Raw genomic sequence first — 25839 nt, 5'->3', positions numbered from 1 at the left:
AAGAAAATTATTCACTCCTCAAGCTTTTTGCCGGAGTAACAATGGCGGCCTTGATAGACTGAAAACTGATGGTTATTAAAGCAATTAAAAGTGCTGCAATACCTGCCACTAAAAATACCCACCAGCCTATGTCAATACGGTAGGAATAGTTTTGTAACCAATCATGCATAATCCACCAGGAAAAAGGAAAGCCAATCAAGCAGGCAATGCCAACAAGTTGTAAAAAATTTATAGAAAGTAGCAATACAATCCTTGCAACACTCGCGCCCAATACCTTTCTAATACCAATTTCTTTGGCTTTTCTTTCGGCCATGTAAGCTGAAAGTCCAAATAAACCTAGACAGGAAATCAAAATAGCCAATACCGCGAATACCGTAGAAACTTTACCTGTAAGTGTTTCGTTTTTAAATAGTTGATTGAATTGGTCGTCCACAAATCTGAATGCTATTGGATACGCAGGGTTATTCTTCTTCATAACGTATTCTATCTTTGACAATGCTTGTCTAATATCGACCTCTTTTTTTATCCGTGCGTAAATGAAACTATGGTATTCTGGAGCTTTGCAGAAAAGAATCATAGGACCGGCTTGGTCATAGATATTGCCATAGACGAAGTTGTCTACAACGCCTATCACTGTCATGTTAGTGAAAACCCCGTCTGGATTACCGCGTGGCGATTGTATGATTTTTCCGACAGCACCCTGTTTATCCATCAGATTTGCCATAGATTTATTAATAATGACATTGTTACTTTCTGTCGAAGCAGTTTCCCCAAAATCTCTCCCTTCTAAAATTTTCATGCCGGAAGTGGAAATAAATTCAGGGCTTATGTGCCTTTGAGCCACCGAAATTTTCTGATCCTCCGGCTTTCCTGCCCATCTAAAGCGGTCGTCAGTATCACCCCCGTACAGCGTTACATGTCCGGTAAGGGCTGCATTTTCTACAAGGCCTGTAAGCAATAAATCTTCTTTTATCAAGGGAAATATTGTCGAAATATTATGCTGCGGGTCAATTTCAATTAGGTTACTTTTATTGAAGCCTAGCGCTCGTTTCTTGATATGCTGTATCTGTGTGTACACCACAATTGTGCTGATAGTAAAAATGATAGAAACGGCAAATTGAATAATAACCAGCCCTTTTCTTATGAATGCGGCACCTTTAGTTTTAATTTTAAATCCCTTTAAAACTGCAAGAGGATTGAACGACGATAAATAAAGGGATGGATAACTTCCGGCTACTAGTCCGCAAATGCCTGTAACGGTTAACAGGAAAATAAAATGATCAGAACTCATGAGGTTCAGCATAAGATTCTTTTGCATAATAGCATTAAATGCAGGCAGTGAAATATACATGAAGGATACTGCAAGAATTGCGGCAACAGTAGTCACCATAAAAGCTTCGCAAATGAATTGTGCCATCAGTCTTTTCTTTCCCGAGCCTAAAACCTTACGTACACCCACTTCTTTTGCTCTCTTCTCGCTTTGTGCGGTAGCAAGATTCATAAAATTGATACAGGCGATTAGCAATATGATCCAAGCTATCATAGACAGCATACGAACCTGTACAATGCGTCCTTCACCGGTCGGTTTGCCATTGGCAAATCCATCATATAGTCTCCATTGTTTCATCGGGAAGAGAAAAGTCTCGCTTTTTTCAGTTGGCGCTTTTCGCTGAATGAACTGTTTAAGCTGGTTGTTAACCACCGCAAAGCTTGCTTTTTTATCCAGTTCAATGTAAGTAAGCGGACCATAACTGCCCCATTCATCAAGATCCTCTGGTCTTTTGGTCGTAAGGATGTCGTATGGTGCCAACCATTCAAACTGAATGGACGAGTTTTCGGGCATATCTTCTACCACACCTGTAATGACATAGTTTTGTTCGTTATCTATGCGTATAGTTTTGCCAAGAACGTTTTTATTGGTGCCAAAGAATTTCTTTGCTGTATGCTGTGTGATGACAAGAGAATATAATTGTGGGAATGGATTAGAAACATTGCCTTGCAAAAAGGTAAATGTAAACATACTAAAAAGCGATGCGTCCGTATAACGCCCGGCTGCGTATAGAGATGTATTATCGAGACTGAAAAGTAATCGTTCTTCTTGATCTGAATATCTTGCAGCATTGACGATACCTGGGATTTCAGCTTTTATCGCTGCCGCCATCGGACGTGGCGTGGAACTCATGGTAAATACACCTTCATTAAAAGGCATATTAACTTCTAGCCGATAAAGTTTATCCTTTTTTAAATTGAAATGATCAAATGTCAATTCACTTTCATCCCATAAAAAAATTAATCCCGCACAGGTAATCCCAAGCGCTAAGCCAAAAACATTGAGAAAGCTGTAGATCCTGTTTTTCCACAAATTGCGCCAAGCGATTTTGAAATAGCTTTTAAACATAAAAAGGTGCTTTGATACAGAAGACGCACCAATTCAATTAGTGTTGCATGTTTAAGAGAATAAAATATACGGTCGTCGTCGGTGACAAAAATTCGATTTACATTCATGCCGGAAAGCGATAAACGTTTAACCTGCTTGTCAGCTATATGTAACACATAAAGTGCCTCATTGGAGCCCATAAGTTGAGGCAAAGTGTCTTGGTTTCCGGCATTGAAAAATAAGTTTTCGCTGTCTCTGCTAAAGTAAAAAGAATTAGAGCTGGATAAGGTGTAATCTTTACCGATCAATTTATCGAAGCCGATAGAGTCTATTACCTGCCCTTTCAAATTTAGGGTGTATAATTTTTCCACATTGTGAGCGACAAGTTGATCATTGTTTTTCCATGTAGGTGAATAATAATTGACGGGCCTATTGCTATCTAGGTAACTATCAGATCCCGTCTTTCGGATGAATCTGTATAATTTTTGTCCGAAACAGATGATTGACGCTTAGATTGACACGCGTAGAATCCCATTATTAATCCAATAATGAGAATATTTGCTGAAAGATTTTTTAACGATATCATATATAAAGACTTTTTGGTTCTACTGCAAATAACAACCAATCTTTAACGTAAAATTCGATAAGATAAATTTTTGCGCTGTTATCAATTTCTACTTGAATGGTTTTTCTGGATTTTTTCATCAAGAAATTTGGGTTGTAAAGGGTTCTCTTGCAAAGATATGGAAATGGGCTAAATACGGCCTTAACTTTAGTAAAATTCCTAATCTCTATCGGCTCCTCTGATTGTTCTTCCCTTTAAATTCTCTATCCCCTTTAAAGTAGCAACATATTTTCCGTTTACCAGCTTTATAGACAATTCTGCTTCAAGGATGTAGATCAATGACTCAACAGGTAGCTCGCAAGAAAAACTACATTTTAATGTTTTTAAATTAGCGCTCTTCAAAAAGATCGAATAGATTATTTCCTGTTTCAATTGTGATATAGCTGGAGGAATCTTCGCTTTCATATCTTTCCTAGATAGGTCATTTACGCCTTGATTTTTTCTTTTCATACGTCGTTTCATGACAAAGTTTTAATCCTGTGATGGGGTTTTAAAATTACATGTTCGGCTAGTTTAAGCAAATTGTTATAATAAAGATTTTTCTTTTCTGATTAGCTCGCCATGTTAAACATAATTTCGATAAAAAAGCGTTTATTTACATAGAATGATCGGTAGCTTACACAGAAACAGAAAACTATACCAAGACCTTTTTTATTGCCCTTAAGTCCAGTCATATATTTCTGCGGTTCATTCTCCGATTAATTCAGGTTAAATGCACGATGAGCATGGTAATATTAAAATTGAGATTTAGGTTTTCTCTTACATTTGTTTGTCCATTCGAACAATATGAAAAACGAAAAAAAGAATGTTTTTGAAGCATACAATGTTATTGCAGACTGGTTTTTTGAAAATCGTCCTCAAGGAATAATGGAAAAAACCTACCTTGATAGCCTAATTAAAATCATAGGTAAAGGAGCGAAAGTGCTGGATTTGGGATGCGGAACTGGGGTGCCTATAATGGATTATCTGTTAAGTCAAGGAATGCAAGTTACGGGGGTTGATGCCAGCTACCGGATGCTTGACATCGCAAAGAGAAATCTTCCATCCAAAGATTTCGTACAAGCTGATATGCGTCAACTTTCGCTAAGCCAGAAATTTGATGCCATTATTGCTTGGCATAGTTTCTTTCACCTTCCCCCTGAAGATCAACCTTCGATGTTTCAAATATTCAAAAGTCATTTGAATAGCAATGGAGTATTATTGTTCACATCAGGGACAGAATATGGTGAGGCTTGGGGAATGAATGACGGAACGAACCTGTTTCATGGTTCGTTGGATACCGATCAATACCAGTCACTTTTAGAAGCACATGGCTTCCGTCTTTTGCAATATAGAGAAGACGATCCCGAATGCGGTAATGCTAACGTTTGGATGGCGCAGCTTGCTTGTGATCAGTCCGAAATGAACCATTAACATCATACGTAATATGAAAAATCTTTTATCTCTTCTCATTGCTATTCAGTTCGCTAGTTGTACAAGCTCGCAAAAAAACAACAGCAGCCAGGACAGTGTCCTATATACGGAACAGAGCAAAACAGCAGCTTTGGCAGGTACTTATTATTATGGTGGAGATCCTGAAAAAGGACCTATGGGCAATATTATGATCTATCCGAAAGATGATACGACTGTATTATTCAATATTGACTTAAATATTGGCCCTCCTTCTTACAATTCTGGGCAGTTGTTTGATACGTTAATCGTAAAAAACAATCAAGCAATTTACGTTAACAATAAAGACGGAAGTGATGGCGGCTGTAAATGGGAGGTTAATTTTCTTGGAGATTCGATAACCATTAAGACGGTAGACAATGCCTATGATTGCGGTTTCGGAGGCAACGTATCTGCAGATGGATCTTATAGCGTTTCTGATCGTCAAATTCCGAAATACTTTATCACCATGGAGGGTGATACAACTTATTTTAATAAGTAGATCCACCATATTGAGCACAACTTCAATATCAATCTCCATTTACGGATACAAGATATAAACAGGCTCATAATATATGAGGGAGAAATTAGTATCGATGAGGTTGTTAACAACCGTGTTGTTACAGTGCTGGTGTTTTCATGCAGCTTGTATACTTCGATATGTCGGAGAAGAATACGAAAGTAAATTTATTATTGCAGAGAAATTAAAACCATTTAGCACAATAAATTGTTATACCCTCAGGTGCCTCAATAAATTTAATGAGCATTCATCCAATGTTTATATATCGGTTATTTATTTCTAATAAAAAACAACAACATGAACAACTCCAAGGCCTATTTTGTGGGAAGTGGTATCGCTTCTCTGTCTGCTGCCTGTTACCTAATTAAGGATGGCGGGTTAGATGGTAAAAATATTACCATATTTGAAGAGTCTGAAAAGTTTGGTGGTAGTCTCGATGCTGGAGGCAATCCCAAAGAAGGCTATACCATGCGCGGTGGACGGATGTTTGAAGAGAAGTTCAATTGTACTTATGACCTCTTATCTTTTATCCCGTCTATTAGCAATTCTCAAAAATCGGCCAAAGATGAACTGATGGAATTTCACCAGGAATTTTTTTGGAATGATAAAGCCAGGCTGGTGGCTAACGGAGAGATCGTTGATGTGGCCAATCTTGGCTTTTCAGAAAGAGATCGTATAGACCTGGTTAAATTGTGCGCTACCCCGGAGAAGCTGTTGGAGAAAAAAACTATTACCGATGTCTTCCATCCCCATTTTTTCGAAAGTAATTTTTGGTTTATCTGGTGTACAACCTTTGCCTTCGAGCCATGGCACAGTGCTATTGAATTTAAAAGGTATTGCCTTCGCTTTACCCACCTTTTTAGCACGATCGATACTATGTCGGGCATTTACCGCACCCAGTTCAACCAATTTGATGCCATGGTAAGACCGATAGTAAAATGGCTTAAAGAACATGGCGTAATATTAGAAATGGCAACAGAAGTGATTGATATTTCGTTAAAAATCACAGAAAAGGAAAAAATAGCCGAGCGTTTGCACCTGATACAAAACGGGATGGAGAAAACCATTGAGCTATCAGCAGAAGATCTCGTATTTGTAACAAATGGTACCATGACTGCCAATTCGAGTGTAGGGTCGAAACAACAGGCGCCAGAACTGCATACCGAAAAAACCGGCAGCGCTTGGAAGCTTTGGCAGAAGCTAGCCGCCAAATCGCCAGACTTTGGGAACCCAATTCCTTTTTGTAACGATATCCCTAAAACAAAATGGGAATCATTCACGGTTACTGCCCGTGATGCTACTTTTTTTGATCTGTTGGAAGCTTTTTCTGGGAGTGAAGCGGGAAAAGGAGGCTTAATTACAATAAAAGATTCAAACTGGTTACTGACGGTTGTTCTTAATCACCAACCCCATTATTTCGAACAACCTAAAGATGTTTGGGTATGGTGGGGTTATGGTTTGTTTCCTGATAAAGAAGGTAATTTCGTAAAAAAGAAAATGTCGGCCTGTACCGGAGATGAAATACTCACTGAAGTATTGTCTCATTTCCGATTTACAGAGCACCTTCAACATTTGTTGGAAACATCAATTACGATTCCGGCCATGATGCCTTATATTACAAGTCAATTTATGCCCCGTACAGGTAAAGATAGGCCACAGGTAATTCCCGCTGGATCCAAGAATCTGGCATTTATTGGTCAGTATGCCGAAGTTCCCGATGATGTAGTGTTTACTGTTGAATATTCTGTACGGACTGCGCAGACGGCTGTTTTTGGTTTGCTAAACCTTGATAAGGAAGTGTCACCATTTTACAAAGGCCAACACGATCCTGCTATTCTTTTTGAAGCGCTGAAAATGATGCACAGGAAATAGTAATTGACAATGAGTAAGATAAAGCTATAATCTTCAAACCTAAATGAAAGAAGGAGAAAAAAATCGTCCTCCACTTGATTTTATCCCAAAAGTTCGATTATTTGTTTGTATTGAACATAGTTTTTCTTACAAAACTGGTGTTTTCAATCAAATAATAGCAGAAAGTTTAAGTCTTTCCTTAGCAGTAGTTGAGGCTCTTTAATAAAAATTATATCGAACAGGCAAAAGTCATACACAATTGAAGTGTATGACTTTTTTGTTGAACCATTATATTATAGTGATGCTCATAAACTTTTATGAGGGATGTTTCATCGTTGGATAAATGTTGTAGGAAGTTTCTTTTCTAAGAATTAACTTTACCGCTTTATTTACCGGACAAAATGGTATGAGAATTATAAGAAAAGAAATAGAAAATAGGGTTTATGTCGACGGTGTTTAGAAGAGTTCTTATCGTATTGGTTATTATCTTGGTCTTGATTTTAGCAAGCATCGCTGTCGTGATTAATTTTGTTTTTACACCCGAGAAAATAACACCGGTGGCGCTGCGGATGATTAATCAGCAATTAGATGCACGAGTTTTTTGTGACAAGGTCGAGTTAACATTTTTTTCTTCATTTCCTCACTTTGGAGCACGGTTGAATAATGGATATGTCCTGTCAAAAAATAATAAAGATACCCTAGCAGCCTTCAACGATTTTCGAGGATCAGTCAACCTTACAAAATTTCTTTTGTCAAAAGAGGTGGATATTGAGAAAATCAGTGTGCTTAAACCTCGGCTATATGTAGTGGTAGATCCGCAGGGAAAAGTGAATTACGACATCTTAAAAAAAGAAACATCCATAAACGAAGATACATTGACTGGAAACCCTGAAATTAAGTCAATCCATGTCAAATCACTTCTTATTAAAGACGCCACTTTTCATTATCTTGATTTGGGTACTAAACTAGATTTTCGGATACCTAGTCTAAATCTTAAACTTGGTTTTAGAGATGATGATGATAATCTATTGCTAAAATTATATGTGGAAAGTAAGCAACTTGCGATAACAAAGGGAGGCCATGGGTTAATTAAGCAATTGCATTCGGTGTTAGAGACCGAAATGAAACTAGATAAAAAGAAACGGATTTTAAACTTTGAAGATGGAAAGCTTAAGTTAAATGATATTGATTTTCGATTAGATGGGCAGTTTGCCGAGTTGAAACCTCAGAAAGCGGTAGATGTTGTGCTCGAAGCAACTATGCGTGTACCTTCATTGGCCAACTTATGGAAAATGCTTCCTAAACGATACCTGAAAACAGAAGATGTGGATGTGGGAGGTAAAGTCTATTTGGTTTTAAGCAGTAAAGGGATATACGGAGGCGGAAAGACGCCGATATCACGAGCCCAATTAAAAATTCACGGAGGTTCCTTACGTTATAAAAGATTTCCGGGCAGAATTAACCAGTTAGAAGCCGATGTGGAAACTTTGTTGGACTTTAATCAAAGCAATCGCTCGGAGTTACGCATAAATAAAATAATATTAAACGGAACCGGTATAAGCGTATTGGGTAGTGGTTTAGTGCGTAACTTGCTTACTAAGCCTGAAATAGCCCCCCATATTCAAGCAAAGGTAGATCTTACTAAGGTCGGAAACACTTTTCCGATAGCTGAAGGGATACAAATGGGGGGGACGGCAGCATTAGACCTAAACGGCAAAATAACCTATGATGCGAATGCCGGTTTTGACTATAGAGATTTATTACTTTATGGCAATTGTAAAATGGACAACCTTAAGGTTAACATAAGTAAAGATAGCCTCGTTTTCCACACAGCACATACTGAACTGAACGTACGTCGATCAGGGATGGACAGCCTATTGGGTCATGTGGAAGTAGATGAACTTACCTTACAATATGGGCGAAAACACAATCTTTCCGTAAAGGCCCTTCAAACGGCGCTTTCGAGAGCCAGATACGGTGATAAACAGCAGCCCCTGAAAGGAGAAATACAACTTGCGAAACTTCGCTATCAATCTGCAGATAGCCTTGACGCTACTTTGGAGCGTGCCACCATCGTGGCTGAAGCACGTCCCGGATCGAAACCGCGTTCGCCTCATTTTACCACACATTTTAATGCGCAGAATTTTGCTATTCATTATGGTAAAACAAAGCTTATTATAGATGAAGGGTCTTATGATTTCGATATAAAGAAAGATGAGCAAAAAAGATGGTGGCCAAAAGGTTCGTTTAGTTTTTCAAAACTTATCGCTACGATCCCTCATTTGGACAAACCTCTTTCCGTAAACCGTTCGCATATTGCAGTAGATGGGCATGATATCCGCTTGAATAATGCCTTCGTGAGCTTTGGAAATTTCAAGACAAAACTGGACGGAGAGGTGAAAAATATTTTTCCAGTCGATAAGGCTGACACATTCTTATATGCAAATCTCAATCTTCATGCACGCTACTTGGACGTGGATGAAATGATGAAACTTATCTCAACCGAAACACCAAAAGCGTCAGTGATTGAGGCAATGGCCGCACCTACGTTGGCTGCTGCCCCGCCGGTGAAAGCTGTTGAAGCATCTCAAAACTTCGCAATACCGAAGAATATCCGTTTCACTTTTAACTCATTTGTTGATCGCTTAAAGATGGGCGATTTGGTGTTAACAGGACTTAAAGGGCAAGCCCGGATTGATAACGGTCAGCTAAATCTGCACGATTTTAGCTTAACCTCTGGAGATGCTTATCTCCAAACCAAATTACGATATGAACCGCAACATGATGGGCAGGCCCGTGTAAGGTATGTTATCGACGTTCGCAATATGAATATGGATCAAGCCAAAGATTTTGCGCCTGGGTTAGATACCCTTTTCCCCATTATACAATCACTTGAAGGTCGGGCAGATTTCAGTATTAAAGGTTCAGCGAAATTGAAGAATGACATGGAAATAGACGTCGGATCGATAAAAAGTATTGCGGCATTAAAGGCTAGTCATTTAACCGTACGGAATAATAAAGCTTTTAGCGAACTTGCTAAGACTTTTAAATTCAAAGAGCGTGATAGCACATTTGTCGATTCGCTCAACGTCGAAATGCTTATACGCGACCAACAGTTGGAAATTCTGCCCGCCTTAGTTGAAATTGATCGCTATCGCTTGGCGGTAGGCGGTATCCAGCATATTGATCTTTCTTACAATTATCATGTCTCTGTGCTAAAATCTCCTATTCCTTTTAAAACAGGTGTTGATATTAAGGGAAAAATTCCCGATTATAACATCAGTTTAGCGAAGGCACGTTATAAGTACTATTTCACTGATAAGGAGCGCTTGGCCAAGAAGGCAGATAGCACGATTATCAAAAAGAGAAACATCATATTGAAAATGATCGATTTTCAATAGACAACAACGGATTTCCGACAGGCGGGCTATCCTCAACATTGTCAATTTTACTGTAGTTTGAATCTTGCTGTTGAGGAAGTTGAAAAGCTATATGAGTTGATTTGTTTATTTCAAATACTCTTTGAAAAAGCTCTCCAATTTAATCAGCCCCTTTAGGTATTGGAATTATTTCATATTTTAAATTCCATTCTTTTATGTTTTCTAAAATCGGCAAAAAAGCTAAGCCTTTTTCAGACAACTTATATTTCTACCCTTGGAGGTGTTTCCTTATGAGCCAATCTTTCCAATACCTAGGTTACCTGGAACAAGCAAAATTCTCCACAGTTGGCCGTTCCGAAATTTGAGGTTCAAGACTAATGTATATAAACAGCATCACCACTTCATACAACGACCTTCAGGTGTTGCTGATACCGGCATGTGTATGTGCAATGTAATATTGGCTTAGATTAAAGCGTCTTTAATAATGATTTTATTAACAATATTGCCGTAATATTAAAATGAGATTAAAAATGCAACAAAATTTTTGCAGATTATTAATTATTCGATGACATTTTTATGAAACTGCAGCTTTATTTTTGTCGAATGATGCAAAACTTTAGAAGCTCACGTGTATGTGGGTTTTTTTGTGTGATATTACTAAGCGTTTTTACAGTTAAGGTAAACAGGTCTATTGCTACTTTACTGAGCAGTAAAATCAATGTTACGGTGAAGCTTATGGAAGACGTGGAAGAAGCAGAACAGGAAAAACAAGAAGAAAAAAAAGATGCCGAAAAACACAAAGGTTTTGATTATCACGCAATCGATGAAAAAAAAATAGCTTGGATTTTCCCTAAAGGGTGTAAGAAGGGAGAGTATCCCGGTCGCAGCGCCTATCCAACAGACTACCTCCACTCCATTCCCGTCCCTCCTCCAGACGGTACCATCTAGGTCTTACTCTCTTCCCGTTAAAGGGTTGCTACTTATTTTTTCAATTTACATGTAAATTTTATGAAGATGAAACATGGGGCGCCTACGCCTCTACAACGGCTCTTAGGGTTGCTACATCCAGAGCGAAAGACGATCAATTATATTTTTTTGTACGCCATCGTCATCGGGATTTTTAGCTTAAGCATCCCTATTGGTATAACAGCAGTATTCAACCTGTTAGTAAACGGCGCCATGTACAGTTCTACTTATATTCTCATCATAGCTGTGATTGCCGCTGTGATAATAGGAGGGACCTTATTGATAGGTCAGTTGAGTCTGGTGGAATACCTAGAACAGAAAACTTTTCTTAAATCTTCTCTTGAATTTGCCTATCGTTTACCGCGTATCAAGGCAACCGAGTTGGTAGGCGAAAATCTCAGGGAGCTTGTCAATCGTTTCTTTGATGTTATTGTGATTCAAAAAGGAATCATTAAGTTACTGATAGATGTCATTGCAGCCATTGTAACCATTTTCGTCAGCGTGATATTGTTGTCATTCTATCATCCCGTTTTCCTGGCATTTGGGTTTGTCATCATTGGTGTTATGGTCATTATTCTGCTGGTATATTATAAGCGTGGCTTGAATACGAGTATCCAGGAGTCTGAACACAAGTATGAGACGGTTGCTTATTTAGAAGAGGTAGCGGCAGATATTGATCGATATCGTGGCAATCCGAAACTTATGGAAGAGGTTGTGCGGAATACAGATCTCATTACCGGCAAATATTTGCGGGCTCGAAACGAACACTTTACTGTCTTAAAACGATTTTTTGCAGGGTCTGTACTGATCCGTACTCTCCTGTTTGGTGCCATGTTACTTTTGGGATCCTATTTTGTTGTTGAACGACAGATGACCTTTGGGCAATTTGTCGCTGCCGAAGTCGTAATCGTGCAGATAGGTGCTGCCGTTGAAAAATTACTTACCAATTTAGACACCATTTTTGACATGTTGACCGGAACAGTAAAGCTGGCGGTTGTGACAGATTTGGAGCTGGAAGAGGAGGCAGCCAATCATGGCTAGTAAACGAACTTTTTTGCCCGATCATGGCAAATGGGAGAGCATTTCTAGGGAAGGGCATATACATTTACTCCCGATTAAACGGGCCATCAATATGGGACGCGTATTGATGATTGCTGCTATTATATTCACCATAATCCTTTTTTTACCCTGGCGGCAAACCATCCCAGGTCGAGGAACGGTGACGGCATTGCGACCGCAAGACCGCCCTCAAATGGTACAGAATCAAATAGGAGGGCGGATTGAGCATTGGGCGGTGCAAGAGGGAGAAGAGGTTAAAAAAGGAGATACTATTTTGGTTATTTCAGAAACTACGCCCTCCTATTTTGATCCGGAATTACCACTTCGCCTAGATGAACAGTTAGATGCAAAAAGAAATAGTGAAGTGGCTGCTGATCAAAAAATGAGCGCCACCAAAGCGCAGATCCAGGCGCTTACTTCTGGCTTACGTTATCAGCTAGAGAGTGCGCAGAATAAAGTGACGCAGGCACACAATGTAGTAGCTATTGATAGCGCAGACTTGATAGCTGTTGAAAGTTTTTTCGAAACAACGAAAGTGCGCCTAAAGCGATATGAACAGGGTTATCAACAGGGCTTATTTTCCCTTACAGATATCGAGACCCGTCGCTTGAACCTGCAAAATAGTCAGGCCAAAGTCGTTAGTGCCCAGAATAAGCTAACCAATTCGCGCCAGAATCTCATAAATGCCACGATTGACCTTGACAACATCAAAGCTAAATACCATGAATCACTTGCCAAGGCGGAGTCAGATTTAAGCTCGGCACGGAGTAGCAAAGCTTCTGTACAAGGCGATATCGCGAAGCTCCGAAATGAAATTGCCAATGTAGACGCTCGACGGGGGCTCTATGTGGTCCGGGCTCCGCAAAGTGGCTATGTGGTCAGGACGCTGAAGGCCGGGATTGGCGAAAACATCAAAGAGGGTGAATCCATTGCTACTTTGCAACCTAAAACGCCACTCATGGCGGCAGAGTTGTATGTTGATGCCATTGATGTACCCTTAATTCTTCATGAAAGCGATACACGACTGCAATTTGAAGGATGGCCTTCCGTCCAGTTTTCGGGATGGCCTACGGTGGCAGTTGGTACTTTCGCAGGTAGGGTAACCATCATTGATAAGGTAAATAGTCCTAACGGTAAGTATCGTATTCTAATACGTCCAACAGCGCCGGTTCCGGAGAACGATGAACCTTGGCCGGAGCAGTTGCGTTTGGGGTCGGGTGTTTTTGGACGCGTGGTACTAGAGGCGGTTCCTCTTTGGTATGAGATATGGCGTCAATTAAATGGTTTTCCACCAAGTTTGGAAAAAGAACCAAAAGAAGAGATTGGGAAATAATAACATATGACAACACAAAGATTGTTCAGCCTTTTATTGCTACTTTGGGTCATGCCCTTTAGCTGGGCACAAGAAAAGGATAATAGCATCCAGCAAAGGGAGTTTACATTAAATGATTTGGAAGAATTGTTAATGGCCAACCATCCGGTTGTAAAACAAGCGCAGATCGTAAGTGCTAGTGCAAAAGCTGCCATTGCGCAGGCGCGCGGTAAGTTCGACCCGGTGCTTAAAGCTGCTTTTAATAATAAGTACTTCGGCAACTCCAATTATTATAATCATTGGAACAGTGAATTAAAAGTACCACTTTGGTTGGCGGGAGCGGACCTAAAAGTGGCCTACGACAGGAATACGGGAATGTATACCAATCCAGAAACAACTACTTCTACGGCCGGACTGTCGGGTGTCGGACTCAGCATACCCTTAGGTCAGGGATTGATTATTGACCAACGTCGGAGTACCTTGCAACAGGCCAAGGCCATGCTGGCTTATGCAGAGGCAGAACAGGTGAAACAGATAAACGGCATTTGGTTTGAAGCCGTGAGAAACTATTGGGATTGGTACCTGTCCTTCCGTCAGTACGAAATGCTGAAAGAGGGAGTTATGCTAGCGGAAACACGCTTCAAAGCGATCAGTACCCAAACGGTTCTTGGTGATGCACCGTCTATAGATTCTGTAGAAGCAGCTATTACGGTGCAGGAACGTAAAATGGAATTAGCTAAATATACCGTTGCGTTAAAAAATAGCCGTGTGTTGCTCTCGAACCATCTCTGGAGTGATAACGAGCAACCACTGGAATTGCCAGATCATGCTGTTCCTTATCTGGCAGACAGCGCCCGTTTTAGCCCAGACTTGATAGATATAGGTGGTTTACTAACGCAAGCGCAGGAAGGACATCCCGAATTGTTAAAATTGGAAAGCAAAGGCCAACAGCTTCGCATCGAAGAGCGTTACCGTAAAGAGCTGCTAAAGCCAAAGCTCAATGTTTCTGGTACCCTGCTTACTACGCGGAGAAATTTCAATGAATTTATACCAAGCCACTACGATTTTAACTGGAGCAATTATAAAATGGGGCTTGAATTTGCCTTTCCGCTCTTTTTACGCACAGAACGAGCAAAACTGAAGGAGATCAGGTTGAAACAAGAAAACTTACGTTACGATCAGTTAGTGACAGATCGCCATATTATCAACGATATTACCATCAAATACAATGATCTCTGGGCGTATAGCAATCAAATGAAACTGCAGGTATTGAGTATTAATAATCAGGAAATATTACTTGCTGGTGAGCTACAGAAGTTTGATTTGGGTGAGAGTACACTATTTATCATTAATTCAAGAGAGACGAAACTCATTGATATGCGCATAAAGAGAGAAAATCTAATTGCGAATTATCAAAAAGCGGTTGCAGAGCTATATTATAAAGCAGGAAGGCGATAAATTGTTTTTACTAGAATTCTCTACCAACCTATCCAATAATTTAATTTGACCATAAAAGTATTGGTTGGCGCAATGCCCCAAATTTGATCTAGGTTGTTTGTCCAACCTGGTTGATAAATTGGCATCGTTCCAGATCGATTATGTTCCCAAACAAGATATAAGGTAGAACCTGGTCTGTACTCCCATCGGGCTACGAGATTAGATCTAAATTCGTTGAAACTAAAGTTAGGGTCTTTGAAACTAGCTGGCTGCTCCCCGGTTTCTATAGTATAGCTTCCATCGGCATAGCTGATCTGATCTGCTGAAAATTGCCTAAACCTTTCATTGTAAGTTTTTGATAACGTATTATCCGCATATTTAAATCGATCGTATTGCGCCGTTGAAGTAAATGGTGATGCATAATATTGAATAGAAAGATCTGGCGTAATATTTTCCTGTAGTCTTATGGTTAATCCATAAGTTTCTTGACGCATTCTACCCATTACATAAGTATCCTCTTGTCCGTTAGGACTAGGGGTGTTCAATGTGTTCACATACTGTAGGTTATCTTTGTTCCAGGCATAATTGAATTGGCCAACCAAATGGGTGTGGTTACCTATTCTAAACGTCATAGAAGGTCTTACTTCATTATACCTGGTCTCACCGTCCATAAAATGTTTTCCATCATATTCTACCTTCAGGATGATACGTCGTGCCCGGTCAGTATTCATGGAAAGCTTACTAGTGAAATTCTGGTTATAGCGTAGATCGGTACCACCACGCAGCATTCTACTATCTACAGTATTCCAACTGAAGGTTTCCTTGAAATCCATCTCTATTCTGTTTTTAATACTCAGGCTTCTCCACCGTATGGCCACATTGTTGTCCATTGCTTTTCCACCGTAGTTCCATACATTTCTTTGCGTTAAATTGATGCCCGCAAATCTGAAAGGCCCCCATGGATCTGTTTTTCGGAAAGCAAGCTCAGATTCATTCAGCTTATAATCGGTCTGTTTCAAATACCCCACCTCATTCAGGTCAAAGCCTGGAGACGACCAACTAAAGGTTTGCGAGTAGTTCCATTGTGCATTTCCTTTTTTTCCGGCTTTAATGTATCCGCCAGTTCCGCTCAACGAGGTTGCTTCAGGATTCAACCTCAAATAATCTTCTCCCGATTTCCGTTGAAAGAAGTGCGTGGCATTTCTTTTTGTTGCTAGAATAGCATCGGAAGAGCCAGATAAAGTGCTATACATCGCTTTCGTTTCTACATAATAGAGTCTGTTGGAAAAATATTTTGTAAAATCTAGCCCAGCTGCAAATGCATCTTTCACTAAGAAGCTTTCCAAATGTTCGGCATCGAGCCGCCTATTTACAGAGGTGATCATTCCGCCCAATAGCGTGTTACCCTCCCAATTTTTCTGTACCCTGGCCACGGTATAATTGGTTAGTGGTTCCACTTCAATTCTTTCTTCATTACCCATTCTTGTGACCGAAGCGGAAGTTTTTGCGGTTACGCTCTCCAAAACTCCAATGGTTAACCCCTTTTTATTGGTGCCCGTTAATTTCATTGCTCCGAGGATGGGTATAAAGTCGGGCGTACTTGCAAAACTGGTTTGCTGGCCGATATCGGCAATCCGATACCTTGGGTTGGCCCCAATTCGTCTGGAATAGAACATCAATCCTCCTTCATTATTGTCAAACTCCAAAATATGCTTACCTTCCAGGAAAAAGGGTCTTTTTTCCTCATAGAAAACCTCATAAGCAGTCAGGTTCATGACAGAAGGATCCAATTCCACCTGCCCATAATCCGGGTTGATAGATAGATCCATCGTATAATCACGAATGGCAAACTTTGCATCCAAACCGGCATTTGATTTCCATCTACTTCCATCCCGATAGGGGTTGTTGGCAATCTTCGGTTCTCTTATTAGCTTATTCATCACATAGGGAAGAAACTCGATTCCTTTTGGCCTGGGAAGATCTTCCATGCCGTGCATTTCCCCAAATGAAAAAACATGCCCGTTGTTCTTGATGGGGATCATGCTCCAGTTCTGGACCTCGTTGTTCCTGCGGATTATTCGCCTAACATGAAGTCCCCAGATCCCCTCTTCATTCTTTTGATTATAGCGGATTTGGTTGAATGGGATTCTCAGCTCGGCAGTCCAACTAGAATCGGCTAGGTCTTGATGGGTTCTTCCTTCCCATACCGCATTCCAGCTAAGGTTTACCGATAGCCTGTCGGTAACAGTGAGATCCGTTTTATTTCCACCCAGATTGATGTTAAATTCAACCGCGGCTCTATAATCATGGTAGGGGTCAAAAGCTATGCTGATTAAATCTCCATTGCTATTATCGTCGCGATTCCCAATAAAAGCGTTCATGGTTTCGGGATGAATATCTTTGCAATACACACCAACATAGATATTCTTCTCATCGTAGAATATTTTCATTCGAGTCCAAGAACCGGTATAGGCACGCTCAAAGGGAATGACTTCAGAGAATTTTTCAGACCATTCTCCCTGGTCTTTCCAAAGTGATTCGTCCAATTTACCATCTATTTTGGGTTGACCCTGTATAATCTTGGTTGTTTGATAGTTTCTTTTGTACGCATCGTCAAAGGAAACGATTGGTATTCGGTCATCTTGACCATAAAGCACAGAAATGTTAGTTAAAAGAAAAATGAATAGAAAATATTTCACAAGCTAATTTCATTAATATATTTTGACAAAAAAAGTCAATCACAAGAAATACCCTTGTGTTTATGTGTCCTTAAATTCAGCTATATAAATTTATAATTGACTGCTACTAAAAGTAATGATATTTTTTATTTTGTAGATAAGGTTGGTAACAATATCTTCAATTTTATCTAAGGTTGACTCTCCTTGATGACAGGGAATCTATTATTATTCGCTATCGTTGATTTCTATGGCGCTCATGAACTTGCTTTGCTCGGTTTCCTTGCCTATTATGTGTCGTGTTAGATTTCGTAGCTCCGAAAAATTTTTAGAATCATTGGTCGAACCTTATGAAGCATCCGGTCGAATCCAAGGTCGTTGGGATGAATACCGTCGGTAGTCCCTTCCTGATCATCGCCCAGTAGGCCATCCGCATAAATAAGATATAAGTTCTGGTCGTGTTTTTGCAGCTTTTTGATTTCTGTCTCAAAATAGTTGTTTTTTAGTGATACCCTGGAAGCAACCTGTGTATCAAAATTTCCCTTTTCTCTCGCTATGCTTTGTATGGCGATGATGGGGATTTTAGGATGTTTTTTGCGAATGGTAGTAACGAAATTGGTCGTTCTTGCTAAAACTTCCTCTGGAGATGGATTGGGTACGCAGTCAAGGATTAAAGCGTCCATTGACAGATCAGAAACTAAATTCGCGACTTCAGTTTCCATTTTTGCATTACCGCTGAAACCAAGATTAATAAAATTCAATCCTGTTTCGCGGGAAAGTCTTGCAGGATAAGATAAACCAGGTCGGCTTGCAGACGCTCCCTGTACAATGCTTGAACCATAAACCACAATATTTTTTTTGAATGGATGAGTGGCTGGGCTAATTGTTGCCCCGGCATCTACACCAATTTGAAGTGATATAGTCTCATCATAGGTGGGGAGGAAAAGCAAGCATGTTTTATTCCCCGGGGCCATATTTGCTACAATTTCAGCCTCATTGCAATTATGGGACTTTGGGCGCGCGACACCTGCATATTGCCATCGGTCATTTCGTTTAATATAAAGATCCATTCCCTCAAAGGCTAGACCTGTCATGTTATCTGTCGGAACTCCAGAACTGGTACACCATTTAGCAGATATCTTTGAGCTACTGGTCTGGAAGGTAATTGCCAGGCCCGCAGCATGTGTCGCTAAGACTTTTACCGCTTTAGGAAGATCAGGAATTGCAGCCGTGTCCAAACGATGGTAGAATGGACCTTTATGGTAGATCTTGCCCACCAATGTAAGCTCACGTGCATCTATAAAGGTTGCTTTAGCTTCTTGACCAAATGTGTCAAATGTGAAAATAAGTGATAGGAAACTTAGTGTTAGAAAGGAAATATTTTTCGCCATAATTTTGTTTAAATAGGCAAGATAATAATTTTATTTTTCCTGTGAAGAGGTGGTTTTACTTTCTAGACTTACGGGTCTGCATTCAACGCATCCCCATCTTGCTAACGTGTTAATTCCGCAATACTTTATGCTTCTGGCCACACTCACTATAAAATTTTCCTGTAGGTCCATCATTTCCAATCAAGGCATATTTAACAATACGATTAGCTGCATCTTCAATTGCTTCAGTCCCCTGACTATTGTCGAAGTCGATTTTTATAAAACCGGGGTCAACGGCATTAACCTTAAAATTTGTTTCTCGTAAGTCATACGCAAGATTGATTGTGTACATATTCAATGCGGTTTTGGCACATTGATAACCCGTTGTTTTATAGGGGTAATATAGATTGGCGGGATCGCTTGCGACCGAACCTAAACCGTAGGTAACGTTGACAATGCGCGGTTTGGGCGACTTTCTCATTAGGTCAAGAAATGCATGCACAACCCTTATAGTTCCGTAATAATTTGTCTCAAACACTTCCTTGGTGGAATCAATACAATAGCCTAGAGCAGATTTAGGCATATCGCCGATGATAGCTGCATTATTGATGAGAACGTCCAACGCGTCGATCTTAACGCCAATTTCTGTTCGGGCGGCGTCTACCGATAGCTGACTGTTCACATCCAATTGAACTACGTCTAAGGTGCCTAAACCTTCGGCAGCCAGTTCTTTAACTGCTTCTATCCCGTTCTGAAGGTCACGGCTACCCATATATACAAAAAAACCTTCGTCAACTAATTTTCTTGCTATTTCTAGGCCAATGTCGTTATTAGCTCCTGTAACTAACGCTGTTCTCATTCCGTAAATGTTTAGATAAATCCTATTTCTGATGCAAATGAAGCTGTAACAATTTTGATCTGTCGAGAAAACTGAAGGGAAACAGGCAAATTATCCGTTGAAGCGGGCAGCGTATAAACGGTCATCATGGGGCGCGTCGTGCCTCTGAAAGTTTAACAGAAATTTACGCCCGTCTTAACGGCGAAACTGCCCGCTTCGCTCATTTGGCGTAAACAGCAGCAGTGGAAATCGCTACCTTTGCCGAATGTCGAAACAATATCGAATACTGGGCATCATTATTTCACTTGGAATAGGTCTTGCTGTAGTACCTATAAAATTGACTGCAGATGACGTTCAATCAGGTGATTTATTTTTAGCTGCCCGTACGATTAGATATACTTTCACGGCCGGAATACTTGCCTTTTTTCTTCATCTTTGGTTGAATCGGAAATTGGCTTTAACCGTTAATAGCTGGCGATACATAGTTTATTTATTCAAGATCATACTTGTAGCTATAACTATTTTTCTCGTTTCGGTCTCGCTCGATTTTGTTTTCGGTCAATTTGTAAAAAACTCTTCATTCACCATTGCCAAAGAGGATCTGAATTGGTACCTGATGATATCCAGGTGTATACTAATTAGCGCTGTACAATTCTTTATCGTGTTTTATTTGCAATTACTCAGGGAAAGCCAACGGCGTAATCTAGAAATAGAGAAGCTTAAACAAGCTCAGTTAGAAGCCAACCTGTCCAATTTGAAAGAGCAGATGAGTCCCCACTTTCTATTTAACACGTTAAATACCTTAAGCGCAATAACACAGGATAAGCAAGTCAAGGAATATGTTTCAGAAATCGCCAGCGTATACAGGTATATGCTTGTTCACAACAAGTTAAACCTCGTTTCCTTAGAGAAGGAATTGAGTTTTATCAAATCTTATCTATACATTATCAAGACTAGGATGGGGGCCTCTATTATCATAAATATCCACGTCGAAGAAGATTTAATGCAAACAAAAATACCGCCCCTTACCTTGCAACTGTTGCTAGAAAATGCCATTAAACATAACGTAGCGTCAGTTAACAAGCCGTTGAAGATAGAAGTCTTTAACGATTTAAATTTCCTTATTGTAAACAATACCTTTTCACCCAAAAAAACGCAGTATTATTCAACAGGCGTTGGGTTAAATAATCTAATGAACCGTTATCAACTTTTATTTGGCCGGAACATAGTAATAGAAAAAAGTTCCACCATGTTTATAGTAAAATTACCAATTATAAAGTTATGAACCGTCCATGTTTATCCGCCAGCTGGCGGATTCATCACACAAGGGAATGTGAATTTTACACATGGTAAGCTCCATCTGACCGATGGATTAGAATTATTTACAGATGAAACCGAGATGTAAATAATATTGACACACAGGGCAATGATTATTGCAAGTATTTACATTTTCAATTGTCAATGCGCTTCGGTTATTTACATCGAGCTCTCATCAACCATTAAAAATAATAAATAGATGAAAATTTTGATCATAGAAGATGAAATAAATGCCGCAAAAGAATTGGAAAGGATCTTGCTTAACCAGGACACAACACATGAGGTTCTTGCTATTCTCGACTCCGTAGAAGCAAGCATTGATTTTTTAGAACGAAAAAATCCACCTGACCTGATCTTTTCTGATATTCAATTGGCGGACGGAATGTGCTTCGAAATTTACAGGGAAGTCCCTGTAAAGAGCCCCATCATATTTTGTACAGCTTACGACGAATATATGCTCGATGCGCTTGAAACGAATGCGGTCAGTTATATACTAAAACCCATCACTGAAGAAGCGGTGGCAAAAGCGATAGAAAAATTCAAACGACTAAAATCTGCTTTTGAACCAGCTGCTACGACACGATCTATTGAGAAATTGGGCCAGCAATTAAAATATACTTATAAAAAGACATTACTGGTGGAGCAACGTGAAAAGATCATTCCCCTCCCGGTAAGTGATATAGCTTATCTATATTTAGAACATGCGGTGATTAAAATTGCGACCCTTAAAGGGCAACAATATTTCATAACCTCGACCCTGGATGAATTGGAGCGAATGCTTGATCCTGAATCATTTTACCGCGCCAACCGGCAATTTATTATCAACCGGCTTGCCATTGCAAGTATCGAAAGATTTTTTTCCCGAAAGCTTATTTCCAAACTTGTTGTTGAAACTCCTGAGACGATTGTTATCAGCAAGGCAAATTCCTCCGATTTCCTGAGATGGCTGGAAGGCGTAGGCGGTGTATAATATCACATCACTTATTTGCTTCATTTGTCAGCTTGTTATAGCGGGTACTCCAGATGGGCATAACCGAATTATTAGATGTCGTGTTAGATTCTATAGCTCCGAAAAATTGTGCATTCGTTGGAAAGATTTTAAATACGTAAATTTGATTGATTATGGGAAATGTAATTTGGGTTTTTATCGCCTCGGCGAAGGAACATTTGGAAGAGCTCAGAAAAACAGACGACAATGATATTAAAAGAGAGGATCGGCTATAACTACATGAAATACCTGCTTACCGTGGCCTTTTCAGTCTTGCTGGTTATGGGGTATGCACAGGAAGAGAAAGAACAGCAGGAAGAGAAAGAACAGCAGGAAGAGAAGCCACAAACCAGCGAGAAACGGGACGAAGGGCAATCTACGAATATGGGGTCCATCGATGTCGTACGTGATTATCGGCCGATGCTGGCCGATGCCGTAAAGATCCGGCGGAGCCCGGACATGAATATCAACCGAGAAGCACTTGAGATCGAGCTGCGCCAGATCGCCGCCGCCACGTATTTTGCAAACAACAAATTCAAACAAGCTTACTTCAGTAAATTGATAGAACGACATCCAGGCGCTTCACGCAACAATATCGATAATTTTCGGATCGGCTCCATCGCCTACCTGGCAGGCGAATACGAAAGAGCGACCTCTATTCTGGAGAAGGTGGCAGATCCGGATGCCTTTTATCAGGGCGCGTTAATTGCTTTGGGTCAAATTGCCGTAGAAACCGGCGATAAGCAACGTGCACGGAATGCGTTTGTCAAAGCGTCCAAACTGGATTTCGATCAGGCATTGAAATCGGATGGACTGTTTAACTATGCTAAAATCTTATTTGAATTGGATTCCGTCCAGGTTGCCCAGGAGATTCTCCAGGCATATATAGCTCAGAAATACGCGGATCGTAAACCTGATGCTGAAGAAACAGAGAATACAGAAACACTATTGGCCGAGGTCTTGTCGGGCACGAGCAATTTCCATGCAGCGGTATCTATGTTAGAAAAGTTCAAAAACCGGGGGCGGGAAGCCGATATGACCTACCAAAAGGCAACGTATTTCCGCGGATTGGAGTTTTACAATGAGCGCGCTTTCGAAAACAGCATATCCCTGTTTATGCGATCAGAAAAATTCCCGATCGATGCGAAAATGGCGGCGTTGGCCACGTATTGGAAAGCAGAGGCGATGTATGAAGTGCGCAAGTACGGGGAGGCGGTGGAAAATTTTTCTCGGTTCCTCCGGTTGCCCGCAGCACGAAACACCAATGTATACAATTATGCAAACTATGGCCTGGCTTATGCGGCGTTCCGCAACAGCAGTTTTAGCATAGCTGCCGATTATTTTGAACGCTTTTTGGCTACCGAGGGCAGTTCGCTGGAGGAAAATGTGCGTTATGACGTGATTGCACGTTTAGGCGATTCATATTTGTCCATGCGCAATTACGACCGAGCCAACGAATACTATGACCAGCTGATCAACAGCAAAGCTCCCAATCAGGATTATGCGTTGTTTCAGCACGGTATTATCCAAGGATTGCAGGGCGACAATGAAACCAAGCTCAGCACCCTAAGGTCCGTTGTTGAACAATTCCCCGGTTCGAACTATGCGGATGATGTCGCTTTCGAGATCCCATACACGTATTTCACTGACGGAGATTACGATGCTGCCATCGAAGGGCTGCAGCAGATGATCGAACAATACCCCCGCAGCAGTTATGTCCCCAGGGCGTTGATGACCATCGGGCTTGTCCAGTACAATGATGATAACACTGAGGCGGCGAAGGCCACTTTCCAGCGGGTGGTTGAGAAATATCCCACAACCGAAGAGGCAAGGCAGGCGCTGCGCTCCATTGAAAACATCTACTTGGATCAGGGGGATGCTTCGAGTTATATTCATTACGCAACTAGCACTAATATCGGCGATCTGAGTCCTGCGGAGCAGGATAACCTGGCTTTCCAAGCGGCCAATTCCTTGTTTAACAGGGAGGAGTACGGACCGGCTGTGGAAGCGATCAATGCGTATTTTGATAAATTCCCGAAACCCATACAGGAAAAACATGCCCGTTATATCCGCGGGGTAAGTTTATACCATACCGGGCACCCGAAGGAAGCACTGCACGACCTCAACATTATCCTGAACGACTGGACGAGCAAGTATACGGAGAAGACCTTGCTGACCGTGGCTGCCTTATACCTGAGCTTGAAGGAATATAACGAGGCCATCGTGCACCTCAAGAAACTGGAGCTCGTTTCAGAATATAGAGAAAATTATGGCTACGCGGTCACTAACCTGATGATTTGTTATTTCGAAATCGGTGACTTGGAGCAGGTGGCCAAGTATGCGAAGTTGATTAAGAATTACGATCGGTCATCTGACGAGGACATTGCCAAGGCACACTTATACGCTGCGCGGGCTATGCTGGCGGAAGGGAAAGCGGAGCCCGCCATGGAGGAACTGCGTCTGGCGGCGCTGAAGAGCCAAACGGCAGTCGGCGCAGAGGCACGGTATCGCATGGGGCAATTGCAGTATAAAGACAAGGAATACGACAAAGCCCAGGAAACAGCCTTTGATGTGATCAACAACATGGGATCATATGACTATTGGGTGGCCAAGAGCTTCATCCTGCTTGCGGATGCATATGCAGGCAAAGGCGATAAACTCCAAGCGAAGAAGACGTTGGAAAGTGTGATTAAAAACTATGAAGAAGAAGATGACGTCATCCCTTCAGCAAAAGAACGTTTAAAGAAATTGAACAATAAGTAACAGGATTTTTAGCTATGATCGTGCAAAAATCAATGCGGAAAAGGCTTGCAGATTAGTCATTTAATAAAATGACTTAGTGTTTGAAACAATTGCGCTGCTTAAAAAACGGCAAACAAGTTTAAAGCGCTCGCACGATAAAATTAAAGGCTTACACGATAGTGAAGTATAGTCTATAAACACAACAGTCAGACGCTCACGAGATGTCTGACTATTATCTTATATGAAAAGATATTTTCAGGTGATTTCTATTGCATGGATGTTCTTGGGTAAAAGGTAACTATACCTGTTGTAATATCGTGAATGCCTCCAACTATTCCGATTTGGCCGCCTTCTATCATTTCTTTGAGAATAGGACTGCGCTCTACGATCGATTTAACTGATCGGTGAACATTTATCGCGGCTACTTTTTCAACAAATTCGCTATTCTTAGCGTTGCGGTTCTCTTTTATTGTCTGCTCTTCATCAACAGCAGGTCGGATTTTCGACAGTAGAGCGGTCAGGTTGCCCATCTCCACATGATCGCAAGCGCCCTTAATTGCTCCGCATTTCGTGTGACCCAACACGACAATTATTTTTGCGCCTGCCACTTTGCACCCAAATTCCATGCTTCCTAAAACATCCTCATTGATAATATTACCAGCAATCCGGATACTGAAAACATCACCTAAGCCCTGGTCAAAAATTAGTTCTGCGGATGTACGGCTGTCTATGCAGCTTAAAATTATCGCAAAGGGATGCTGACCATCCGAAGTCTCATTTGCTTGTTGTAAAAGATTTCGGTTAACTTTTAAATTATTAACAAACCGTTTGTTCCCTTCTTCCAATAAGTTGAGGGCCATTGACGGTGTTATAGCTTCTTGATCTTCTTTTGTTAGCGTTTTCATTTGATGTATATATGTGGTGCAATCTATGAAAAAGTCTAAAAAGTTAAAA

The 25839-nt window shown here is 40.7% G+C and carries 19 protein-coding genes; 12 read left to right on the top strand and 7 right to left on the bottom strand.

The features are described from left to right. Positions 1-7 precede the first annotated feature (7 nt). From BMY50_RS18985 to BMY50_RS18975, 3 genes are all read right to left on the bottom strand, one after another. Positions 8-2398, bottom strand: coding sequence for an ABC transporter permease (locus BMY50_RS18985; protein WP_093327537.1), 2391 nt, complete (start codon positions 2396-2398; stop codon positions 8-10). Further along, the gene (locus tag BMY50_RS18980; RefSeq protein ID WP_093327535.1) at positions 2317-2748 is read right to left on the bottom strand and encodes a hypothetical protein; all 432 of its coding nucleotides are present in this window, start codon (positions 2746-2748) and stop codon (positions 2317-2319) included. The genes BMY50_RS18985 and BMY50_RS18980 overlap by 82 nt, the downstream gene beginning before the upstream one ends. 413 nt (positions 2749-3161) lie before the next feature. Next, positions 3162-3464 carry a hypothetical protein gene (locus BMY50_RS18975; RefSeq protein ID WP_139202295.1) on the bottom strand — a complete coding sequence of 101 codons (303 nt, stop codon included), beginning with the start codon at positions 3462-3464 and terminating at the stop codon, positions 3162-3164. Between the two features lie 324 nt (positions 3465-3788). On the opposite strand from BMY50_RS18975, the gene BMY50_RS18970 reads away from it, so the two are divergent. From BMY50_RS18970 to BMY50_RS18935, 9 genes are all read left to right on the top strand, one after another. Further along, positions 3789-4415 carry a class I SAM-dependent DNA methyltransferase gene (locus tag BMY50_RS18970; protein ID WP_093327529.1) on the top strand — a complete coding sequence of 209 codons (627 nt, stop codon included), beginning with the start codon at positions 3789-3791 and terminating at the stop codon, positions 4413-4415. A 13-nt stretch (positions 4416-4428) separates the two neighbouring features. After that, positions 4429-4932 carry a hypothetical protein gene (locus tag BMY50_RS18965; protein ID WP_093327526.1) on the top strand — a complete coding sequence of 168 codons (504 nt, stop codon included), beginning with the start codon at positions 4429-4431 and terminating at the stop codon, positions 4930-4932. Between the two features lie 315 nt (positions 4933-5247). Then, complete coding sequence (locus BMY50_RS18960; RefSeq protein WP_093327524.1) at positions 5248-6822, top strand: oleate hydratase; 1575 nt, start codon at positions 5248-5250, stop codon at positions 6820-6822. Positions 6823-6865: 43 nt separating this feature from the next. Further along, complete coding sequence (locus BMY50_RS28175) at positions 6866-7024, top strand: hypothetical protein (RefSeq protein WP_162276633.1); 159 nt, start codon at positions 6866-6868, stop codon at positions 7022-7024. A gap of 220 nt (positions 7025-7244) precedes the next feature. Next, entirely contained in the window at positions 7245-10202 is a 2958-nt protein-coding gene (locus BMY50_RS18955) for an AsmA family protein (RefSeq protein ID WP_093327522.1), read from the top strand. A 582-nt stretch (positions 10203-10784) separates the two neighbouring features. Further along, positions 10785-11129 (top strand): hypothetical protein, encoded by a 345-nt coding sequence (locus BMY50_RS18950; protein WP_139202294.1) that lies wholly within the window; start codon positions 10785-10787, stop codon positions 11127-11129. Positions 11130-11189: 60 nt separating this feature from the next. Continuing rightward, a complete protein-coding gene (locus BMY50_RS18945; protein WP_093327518.1) occupies positions 11190-12188 on the top strand; it encodes an ABC transporter transmembrane domain-containing protein in 999 nt (332 codons plus the stop codon). Then, positions 12181-13539, top strand: coding sequence for an HlyD family secretion protein (locus BMY50_RS18940; protein WP_093327516.1), 1359 nt, complete (start codon positions 12181-12183; stop codon positions 13537-13539). Before BMY50_RS18945 ends, BMY50_RS18940 begins: the two co-directional genes overlap by 8 nt. Positions 13540-13545: 6 nt before the next feature. Beyond that, positions 13546-14976 carry a TolC family protein gene (locus BMY50_RS18935; RefSeq protein ID WP_093327514.1) on the top strand — a complete coding sequence of 477 codons (1431 nt, stop codon included), beginning with the start codon at positions 13546-13548 and terminating at the stop codon, positions 14974-14976. 20 nt (positions 14977-14996) lie between these two features. Here the strand turns inward: BMY50_RS18935 and BMY50_RS18930 are convergent, their stop codons facing one another. The 3 genes from BMY50_RS18930 to BMY50_RS18920 form a co-directional block, all read right to left on the bottom strand. Continuing rightward, positions 14997-17654, bottom strand: a complete 2658-nt coding sequence (locus tag BMY50_RS18930) for a DUF5916 domain-containing protein (RefSeq protein ID WP_093327512.1) — start codon at positions 17652-17654, stop codon at positions 14997-14999. Positions 17655-17932: 278 nt separating this feature from the next. Next, positions 17933-19021: an SGNH/GDSL hydrolase family protein gene (locus BMY50_RS18925; protein WP_093327510.1), complete on the bottom strand. Its 1089-nt coding sequence runs from the start codon at positions 19019-19021 to the stop codon at positions 17933-17935. A 109-nt stretch (positions 19022-19130) separates the two neighbouring features. Continuing rightward, complete coding sequence (locus BMY50_RS18920) at positions 19131-19859, bottom strand: SDR family NAD(P)-dependent oxidoreductase (RefSeq protein ID WP_093327508.1); 729 nt, start codon at positions 19857-19859, stop codon at positions 19131-19133. 244 nt (positions 19860-20103) lie between these two features. On the opposite strand from BMY50_RS18920, the gene BMY50_RS18915 reads away from it, so the two are divergent. From BMY50_RS18915 to BMY50_RS18905, 3 genes are all read left to right on the top strand, one after another. Beyond that, positions 20104-21123 carry a sensor histidine kinase gene (locus BMY50_RS18915; protein WP_093327506.1) on the top strand — a complete coding sequence of 340 codons (1020 nt, stop codon included), beginning with the start codon at positions 20104-20106 and terminating at the stop codon, positions 21121-21123. A gap of 231 nt (positions 21124-21354) precedes the next feature. Continuing rightward, positions 21355-22125 (top strand): LytR/AlgR family response regulator transcription factor, encoded by a 771-nt coding sequence (locus BMY50_RS18910; RefSeq protein WP_093327504.1) that lies wholly within the window; start codon positions 21355-21357, stop codon positions 22123-22125. Between the two features lie 225 nt (positions 22126-22350). After that, complete coding sequence (locus BMY50_RS18905; protein ID WP_093327502.1) at positions 22351-24906, top strand: tetratricopeptide repeat protein; 2556 nt, start codon at positions 22351-22353, stop codon at positions 24904-24906. Positions 24907-25151: 245 nt separating this feature from the next. On the opposite strand, the gene BMY50_RS18900 is transcribed toward BMY50_RS18905, so the two are convergent. Then, positions 25152-25790: a carbonic anhydrase family protein gene (locus BMY50_RS18900; protein ID WP_093327500.1), complete on the bottom strand. Its 639-nt coding sequence runs from the start codon at positions 25788-25790 to the stop codon at positions 25152-25154. Positions 25791-25839 lie beyond the last annotated feature (49 nt).

This window comes from Olivibacter domesticus (assembly GCF_900109575.1).
In the GTDB taxonomy this organism is placed as follows: Bacteria; Bacteroidota; Bacteroidia; order Sphingobacteriales; family Sphingobacteriaceae; genus Olivibacter; species Olivibacter domesticus.
This window is presented reverse-complemented; position numbering and strand designations above follow the sequence as displayed.

Bases quoted from the DNA above. Each gene is read 5' to 3' on its own strand.
- BMY50_RS18985 (WP_093327537.1), bottom strand. From the start codon at position 2,398: ATGTTTAAAAGCTATTTCAAAATCGCTTGGCGCAATTTGTGGAAAAAC.
- BMY50_RS18975 (WP_139202295.1), bottom strand. From the start codon at position 3,464: ATGAAACGACGTATGAAAAGAAAAAATCAAGGCGTAAATGACCTATCT.
- BMY50_RS18970 (WP_093327529.1), top strand. From the start codon at position 3,789: ATGAAAAACGAAAAAAAGAATGTTTTTGAAGCATACAATGTTATTGCA.
- BMY50_RS18965 (WP_093327526.1), top strand. From the start codon at position 4,429: ATGAAAAATCTTTTATCTCTTCTCATTGCTATTCAGTTCGCTAGTTGT.
- BMY50_RS18960 (WP_093327524.1), top strand. From the start codon at position 5,248: ATGAACAACTCCAAGGCCTATTTTGTGGGAAGTGGTATCGCTTCTCTG.
- BMY50_RS28175 (WP_162276633.1), top strand. From the start codon at position 6,866: ATGAAAGAAGGAGAAAAAAATCGTCCTCCACTTGATTTTATCCCAAAA.
- BMY50_RS18955 (WP_093327522.1), top strand. From the start codon at position 7,245: ATGTCGACGGTGTTTAGAAGAGTTCTTATCGTATTGGTTATTATCTTG.
- BMY50_RS18950 (WP_139202294.1), top strand. From the start codon at position 10,785: ATGATGCAAAACTTTAGAAGCTCACGTGTATGTGGGTTTTTTTGTGTG.
- BMY50_RS18945 (WP_093327518.1), top strand. From the start codon at position 11,190: ATGAAGATGAAACATGGGGCGCCTACGCCTCTACAACGGCTCTTAGGG.
- BMY50_RS18940 (WP_093327516.1), top strand. From the start codon at position 12,181: ATGGCTAGTAAACGAACTTTTTTGCCCGATCATGGCAAATGGGAGAGC.
- BMY50_RS18935 (WP_093327514.1), top strand. From the start codon at position 13,546: ATGACAACACAAAGATTGTTCAGCCTTTTATTGCTACTTTGGGTCATG.
- BMY50_RS18925 (WP_093327510.1), bottom strand. From the start codon at position 19,021: ATGGCGAAAAATATTTCCTTTCTAACACTAAGTTTCCTATCACTTATT.
- BMY50_RS18920 (WP_093327508.1), bottom strand. From the start codon at position 19,859: ATGAGAACAGCGTTAGTTACAGGAGCTAATAACGACATTGGCCTAGAA.
- BMY50_RS18915 (WP_093327506.1), top strand. From the start codon at position 20,104: ATGTCGAAACAATATCGAATACTGGGCATCATTATTTCACTTGGAATA.
- BMY50_RS18910 (WP_093327504.1), top strand. From the start codon at position 21,355: ATGAAAATTTTGATCATAGAAGATGAAATAAATGCCGCAAAAGAATTG.
- BMY50_RS18905 (WP_093327502.1), top strand. From the start codon at position 22,351: ATGATATTAAAAGAGAGGATCGGCTATAACTACATGAAATACCTGCTT.
- BMY50_RS18900 (WP_093327500.1), bottom strand. From the start codon at position 25,790: ATGAAAACGCTAACAAAAGAAGATCAAGAAGCTATAACACCGTCAATG.